We start from the raw sequence: 5,381 nt of genomic DNA, 5'->3' as shown, positions 1-5,381 counted from the left end.
CACCGCGACGTCCACCGGGCCGTCCTGCCCTCACAGGCGCACACCCCCGAGACCGCCCCCGACATCTCCCACTGGGACCTCGCCCTGGACTTCGGCGACGACGCCGCCGGCACGAACGGACAGTCATGACCTGGACCCGCGCCCAACGCGCCCAAGAAATCCGGGACCTGGAAGCCGCGGTGATCCGCTTCGACGCAGCCGCGAGCGACCGGTCCGCCGATCCCGAGCACCGGGCCCTCTACGCCCGCATGGAGGCCGCGCACCGCGAGCCTGAGCACCCACCCCGCCGAGGATGTTTTCGGCGACGGGACGGCCCGCCGGTGAGCCGGTACACGGTCCAGTACACCGACCGCGTCCGGGACGAGATCGCCCACATGAGCCCCAAGACGAAGAACAAGTTCGAGGAAGGCATGAGCAGTGTGGCCGGCGACCCCTACCGCAGCGGGTCCCGGCCCTACCCGAGCGGCGGCAGCGACGATTTCCGCATCACCCAGGTCGGCGGCGTTGCCGTCATCACGTACCAGATCATCGCGTCGGCCCTACTCGTGACCGTGGTGCAACTCGTCGCCCCCGGCTGAGGACCCCACCACCCCCGACCACAAAAAGAGGGACCACCGCGCAGCGCGGTGACCCCTCTTTTGTGCGTTGCCGGGTTCACCCGGGCCGGCCGTCCTTGCTGACGGTCAGGCCGAGGGCTGCGGCAATGGACGTCACATCGGCGGTCAGATCGGCGACCAGGCGCGCGGTGTGCCCGGGATGCTCCCTCGACGCCGCGCGGACCGTCGCACGGGTGACGGACCCCGAGACCCGCGACAGGCGTTCCTGCGCCGCACCCAGTCGCTCCACGGCCGTCTTCTTCCCTCCGCCCGTCGATTCCCGCAGTGCTGCGGACTCCGGCGCGGCCGGTTCGTAACCGGCGTCCCTGCGTGCCTGCTTGAGGGCAGCGGCCGTCACCTTCCCGGCATCCTGGACCCTCGCAACGAGTTCACGGGCTGCGTCGACTCCGTGGGCCCGCATGACCGGCTCCAGGACCCGGGCGTGGGACTCCACCAACGGCGTGTCCAAAAATTTAGACATGGCGATCATCACCGGGGCCGCGTCGATGATCTGGTAGATCCGCGCCCGGGTGATCCCGTGCCGTTCCTCGCAGTACGACTCCAGATCGGCGTGAGTGAGCTTGTACAGGCCCCTGTCACGGATCTCGCGCAGCGCCGTCCCCGCTTCGACGACGTACCTGGCCTTCGCGGCGGCCAGGGTCGATCGGGCCGTCTCGTGCGCCGCGTCGATCGCGGCCTCGTATACCGCGAGCTGCTCGGCGAGGGTTCCGGTCACCGCGGTCGGGTCGACCACACGGGCCTGCCGGGCGGCGGGCACGGCGGCGGCCGCCGCCTGCGAAGCCGTGGCCACCTGATCGCCGGCCTTCCCTGCGCCGCTTGCCAGACTCGACGTCGAGGCGGGCCGCTTGCGCGCGGGCTTGGCGGCGGCGGTCACGAGGCGGCCTTGATCAGGCGCACGGCCAAGGACGCGTACATGCCCCGAATCTCCTTGCCGGCCGGGGACTTCATCGCCGCGAGCGGCAGACCGCTCTCGTCGGCGTCCATGACGACCGACCGCCCCGGGACGACCGGATCCCACAACAGCTCCCCGAACATGTCCGGGAGTCCTTCGAGTTGGAAGGTGTGGCCGCTCTTGCGGCTGTCGTAGTTGGCGACGATCACCCCGATCATCTCCAGGCCCGGATTCGCCAGGTCGCCCCGTTTGGCCGTGACGAAGTCCCGGAACCTCACCGCGCCCTCGATCGAGTCGTACTCGGGTTCCGTGACCGCGAGCGCCATGTGCGCCGCCGCCAGACCGAGCTGCGTCAAGTGGAACAGGCTGGGAGGAAGGTCGATCAGCGTGTAGTCGACAGCATCATCGACGCCCTGAAGCGCTCGGCCCAGCCTGCGATGCGCGCCCACGAGGCCCGCCTCGCTCATCCGCTCCTCCAAGTCCCACGCGGACGGACACACCGCGATCCGGGACGCGTACTCCGCGTCCCACCCGATCGGGTGCACCGCAGCCGCAGCGGCCCCCTCCTGATTCGCGTGGATCGCCTCGGAGATCGTCCAGGCTTCCCGCGCGCGCGGGATCCCCGACACGGCCGGGGCGCTCAATCGCCGCGACGCGTTGCCCTGCGCGTCCAGGTCCACGACAAGCACCCGCTTGCCCATCACCGCAAGCGCCTCCGCGAGACGCACGGTCGACGTGGTCTTGCCCACGCCGCCCTGTTGTTCCCGATCGCGATCCGCGTCGCCATGCCACTGCCTGTCTCTCGTCCACCGGCCCCGTGGCCGCCACGGGCACCGTAGCGGGGAGACCACGGGGGGCATGCCCGACATGCCCCGAAGAGAGCACCGAGCCGGGTGCGTTTCCTCCCGCCAAGATCGATAATCGAACATATGTACCAGCAATGGCGATGACGACAGCCCGGTATGGGAGCAGCCGGGCCGCTTCACGCGAGCCATGCCTCAGGCCGCCCCGCCCCGCCCGCGAGGCAAGGACGGCATCGCGCCTCCCGGATGGCCCCGAGGAGTGCGCCCGCCCGGTGTCCCGGGGTGGGAGGACACCGCCACGGCGTGGTTGTTCGACCTGTGCCCGACCGACTACCGAGCCCACGACGTCCTACGCAGACATCCGCCGATCCTGGCCCGGATGGCCCGCCAACACGTCATGGCCGCCCTCGCCGCGGCCCGGGACGGCTACGGCACCGCCCGCCTGGACCTGCGCGACACCGTCCCGGTGCACGCGATGGACGCGGTGCTGCGGATGTACGAGCACGAGGGATCCCGCGCGGCGGCAACCAAGCGCGCCGTGCGCCTGGTCGCCGAGGCCCTGATGGGCGACCGGTGGGAACCCCGGCTGTAACCCCCGGCCGCGTGGTGGCGGATGGTCCGATTTCCCGCCGCGTTCCGGCCACCCGTCGAACGCCACCACCGGCTCCACATGAGCGCGCGGCACCTCGATAGCCCAACGCCCCTTGACCATCGGATCGATGCTTCGGACGCTCGGTGGTGTCACTGGGGATGACCCGGCTTGCCCGACGCTCGGTGGGAGGTTGCGTAGACGGGGACGTTTGTCCCCGGTGAATGAGTGAGATGGCCCAGGTATTGCTGTGTGAACCGCACGAGTTCGTCCGGCGGGTCCAGGTGCAGCTTCTGTTCGAAGACGTTCGCGATCCAGGCGTTCTTGTCCTTGGTCTTGATTCCGAGGTGCCAGCATTCGAGTTCTCCCACCGGGACCAGGAACGCCCCGAGCTCGCCGAGATAGGCGAGGAGGCGAGTGAGGGCATTGTGCTCGTCGCCGCTCACGGCCCGGGTGCCCGATTCCTTGAGAGCGCTCCAATAGGAGGACCTCTTCGCCAGCTTGGCGATGGCGACGGTCTGGTCGACCGTGAGCGTGTCGCTGTCACGCGAGTTCTTCAAGATCTCGTTCATCCGTCTTCTGACCTCGGAGACGGGCAGACTGTGGTGGCCGGCAGCGCCGGCGGCCCGATGCAACGTCTCCAGGTCCGGCGCGACACGATCCCACTCTCCGCCCACGGCGGTGACCAACTGCCGGACACGCTGCTTGGTGTCGAGCATGTCGATGTCGGTGATCACGGCCGAGGGGATGCCCACGCTGCGGAGTTTGGTCAGCGCCATGGCCAACCTGGATTTTCCGCCGACGTGGAGAAAGGTGAGGTTCGGGTCGGGTGTCGAGGGCGTGCTCGAGACGACTTCCTCGAGGGTGGCCGAGTAAAATCTGCAGTCGCCCTCCGCCTCACACAGGACGACCCCATCGTGGAAGAAGCCCGATGCGATGTTCGCGTAGCGGGTGAACGGGTCGGTCAGGAGTTCTCGGACGGCTGCGGGAGCAAGTGTTTGGGCCTTCCGGTGTCCGGCGCCTTTCGACAGGCGGATGATTCGGGTGTTGCCGGGCTTGGACTCCAACACTCCGTGCAGGAAGTCGACGCTGTGGGTTGCGACGATCACCTGGCAGCGCGAGTTGGTCTCCTCGGCGAGGATTTTCCCCAGTAGGCGCGCCTGGGGCGGGTGCAGGAAGGCTTCGGGTTCGTCGATGACCACCACCGCCGGGGGCTGCACCAGGGCATGAAGGAGGATGCTCACGAAGCTTCGGACGCCGTCGCCTTGTTCCCCGAGGATCGATTGCCTCCGGTACCACTGGTGGTACTCGTCGGTCGCGGGCGGCGGCGTCTCCTCCGGTTCCTCCTCCGTGCTCAGTTGCAGGCGAATCTGCATGCTGTGTCGATTGATGACGATCTTCTCGCCGAAGGCTCTCTCGACCCACGCGGAGAGCCTGTCGTGCAGTTTCCGGTCCAGCCACACGAGTTGAGTCGGGTGACTGGGTTGAGTGCCGTGTTCCCACTGCGCCGCGTTCGTGTTGTCGGCCAGTCGCGCATCCGTCCACAGCCCGGTGATCAGGAATCGAGCGATGAGGCTGCTGTCCCCGCGGGCCCACAGATGGGCGACTTGATCGGTGGGAGTTGGATTTTCATGTCCCGGCAACAGTCGCAAGCTGGGGACACCGTTAACCAGGACGCTCCGCAATCCTCGTTGTGCCAACCAGTCGAAGAACGCGCCGGAGTCCCCCTCTCTCGTCTCTTCGACCTTGGTGATCCATCGTGTGCGGCCAGCCTCGTTGTGGGGTGATTCAACGTTCATCACGAGGTCCCGGAGAAAGACACTCTTGCCGGAGTTGTTGCTGCCCGTGACGACGGTCAGGCCGGCGCGAGGCAGATCGATTTCCTGGCCGTCCTTCAGGACGACCGAGGCAATACCGAACCCGAACTGCGACGACTCGCTCATGCGACTCCTGTCGTTCCATCGACCAACGCCGCCCCGCAGTGCCGGGCTCGCTACGGCCGCCGGATACCGGACGAGATCCCGGAGCGCATCGTCCTGGACCGGCACGCTTGCATGCGTCACCGAACCTCCCGATCGCGTACCGACGATGCCCGCGAGGAATCCGCCCACGATGACAGCCTTCGCAACGAAGCGGAGCGGAGTTCACCGGAAAGAGACGTCCGGTGAGATACCGCTGCTCCTGTGCGGGTCGGTTGCGTCGTGCGTGGGCGGTGCTGCCGGCCACGATGGCGTCCACCGCGGCGGCCACGTCGCGCAACACGGCGAGGGTGGGGGCCGGGTGACGGCCAGCTGCACTGGGTCTACGACACCGCCTGACCCGCCCGCCCACCCACACGACGAAGGGCCGGCCCGATACGGGCCGGCCCTTCACGCGTCGTGCCGAGCACCCTCCGATGGGGCGTCGCCTGCCCCGTCGCTTCCCCCGTCGCACTTGGAAGCGACGCCCCTCGAACCGGGTACTCCGCAGGTCACCGGCCT

General features: G+C 68.4%; 5 protein-coding genes. 2 read left to right on the top strand and 3 right to left on the bottom strand.

The window, feature by feature from the left end; all coding sequences use genetic code 11:
• The first annotated feature begins 125 nt into the window (after nucleotides 1-125).
• Nucleotides 126-578: a hypothetical protein gene (locus GT354_RS38495; protein WP_161361028.1), complete on the top strand. Its 453-nt coding sequence runs from the start codon at nucleotides 126-128 to the stop codon at nucleotides 576-578.
• Between the two features lie 76 nt (nucleotides 579-654).
• Here the strand turns inward: GT354_RS38495 and GT354_RS38490 are convergent, their stop codons facing one another.
• The gene (locus GT354_RS38490; protein WP_161361027.1) at nucleotides 655-1,491 is read right to left on the bottom strand and encodes a hypothetical protein; all 837 of its coding nucleotides are present in this window, start codon (nucleotides 1,489-1,491) and stop codon (nucleotides 655-657) included.
• Complete coding sequence (locus GT354_RS38485) at nucleotides 1,488-2,258, bottom strand: ParA family protein (protein WP_161361026.1); 771 nt, start codon at nucleotides 2,256-2,258, stop codon at nucleotides 1,488-1,490. The genes GT354_RS38490 and GT354_RS38485 overlap by 4 nt, the downstream gene beginning before the upstream one ends.
• Before the next feature lie 244 nt (nucleotides 2,259-2,502).
• On the opposite strand from GT354_RS38485, the gene GT354_RS38480 reads away from it, so the two are divergent.
• A complete protein-coding gene (locus GT354_RS38480) occupies nucleotides 2,503-2,904 on the top strand; it encodes a hypothetical protein (RefSeq protein WP_161361025.1) in 402 nt (133 codons plus the stop codon).
• A 149-nt stretch (nucleotides 2,905-3,053) separates the two neighbouring features.
• On the opposite strand, the gene GT354_RS56795 is transcribed toward GT354_RS38480, so the two are convergent.
• Nucleotides 3,054-5,012 (bottom strand): AAA family ATPase, encoded by a 1,959-nt coding sequence (locus tag GT354_RS56795; RefSeq protein ID WP_161361024.1) that lies wholly within the window; start codon nucleotides 5,010-5,012, stop codon nucleotides 3,054-3,056.
• Nucleotides 5,013-5,381 lie beyond the last annotated feature (369 nt).

Origin of the sequence: Streptomyces sp. SID3343 (genome assembly GCF_009865215.1) — a bacterium.
Lineage (GTDB): Bacteria > Actinomycetota > Actinomycetes > Streptomycetales > Streptomycetaceae > Embleya.
Note: the sequence above shows the minus strand (reverse complement) of the source record. Positions and strands in the feature narration are given on the sequence as shown.